Consider the following 1,514-nt stretch of genomic DNA (forward strand, 5'->3'; position numbering starts at 1 on the left):
GCAGCTGCGCGTATATTTAGGTGCCAAACGACGCCTTAAAATTTTAAATGCGTCTAGGCTTAAAACAGGCTATAAACCTCATCAAGCGTAAAATGTTTTTTATCGATCTTACCGCCGTAATAAGGCTTGATGTCGTTTTCGAAGCTCTTTTGGAAAAATTTATTCTTATACATTCTAATGAGGCTACCGTTTACGGCATCGAGTAGCTGAGTGTTACCCTTGGCAAGAGCTACGGCGATGTAATCGACCCTGCCTAGATTGGTGATCTTCGCATCCAGCGCGGCATCGTTTCTAGCGTATCCGAGCACGACGGTATTATCGTCGGCAAAGCCGACGCCCTGGCCCGCCTTTAGCTTCGCGACGCACTCGTTGGCATCGGCGCAGTTTATGATCGTATAGCCCGCGCTTTTGAAGTGATCGTCGGCGGTAGTGCCGCTTACGGTTAAAATTTTATTATTCGCGATCTGATCGATGCGGGAGATATTATCGTCGGCTCTGGTTAATACGCCGATCTGCACCGAGTAGTAAGGATATGAAAAGTCCACCTCTCGCGCCCGCTCTTTAGTCACGGTAAGCTCGGATATGACCAGATCGACCTTGTTTTGCACGACGGCAGCCACCCGCTCGTTCGATCCGACCGGGACAAATTCTATATCGCTGCTTTTGTTGCCGAATAAATTCTTTACGAGCTCTTTAGCCAAATCGACCTCAAATCCCACCATCGTGCCGTTATCGTCAAAGCTAAACGGAGGCTGCTCGCTCTGCACGCCGATGCGGATCTTGCCGCTCGCTCTGATCTCGTCTAAGGAGTTTGCAAAAATTGCGCTCGCCGCAAATAGCAGCGCAAATAAAAATTTTTTCATCTTTTATCCTTTGATAAACTTAAAACATTTTGTAAAGATCATCCAGCAAGAAATACTTCCTTTCGGCGGTACCTTTGTAATACGGATCTATCGTCTCATTAAAAATTTTCTTGAAAAAGCCGCTTTTGCTTAAATTTACAAGCCCGGAATTTATAGCGTCAAGCAGATCGTCATTACCCTTTTGCACCGCGATAGCCAAGAAGTCCGAGGTGCCTAAATTTATAATATTTGCTTCGACCTTTCTATCTACTACCGCATAAGCCAAAACGACGAGATTATCGTCTGCGTATGCAGCGCCTTCGCCCGCTTTTAGCTTGCGATAGCAATCGGAGGAGTTGCTGCAAGGAAGGATCGTATGACCCTGCTTTGCAAAATACTCATACGCAACGGTGCCGCTCTCCGCTAAAATTTCCTTATCTTGCAGATCGTTTACGGTTTTGATATTATCGCCCGCGCGGCTTAGCACGCCTACGTTTACGCTAAAATAAGGATTTGAGAAATCCACTATCTTCTCGCGCTCTTTCGTAACCGTGATCACTGCGATATCAAGATCTACTTTATTATCTCGCACGGCGTTGATACGGTCGTTTCCTTGAGTGATTATATACTCGATCTTACCCTCTTTGCCGCCGAAAATTTCCTTTGCGAGCT

2 protein-coding genes are annotated in these 1,514 nt (G+C 46.2%); both read right to left on the bottom strand.

The features are described 5' to 3' along the window. Positions 1–59 precede the first annotated feature (59 nt). Positions 60–863 (bottom strand): transporter substrate-binding domain-containing protein, encoded by an 804-nt coding sequence (locus Q0236_RS07510; RefSeq protein ID WP_297916571.1) that lies wholly within the window; start codon positions 861–863, stop codon positions 60–62. 19 nt (positions 864–882) lie between these two features. Then, positions 883–1,514: transporter substrate-binding domain-containing protein (locus Q0236_RS07515; protein WP_297916573.1), on the bottom strand; the 632-nt coding region annotated here is incomplete at its 5' end.

Origin of the sequence: uncultured Campylobacter sp. (genome assembly GCF_938031315.1) — a bacterium.
Lineage (GTDB): Bacteria > Campylobacterota > Campylobacteria > Campylobacterales > Campylobacteraceae > Campylobacter_B.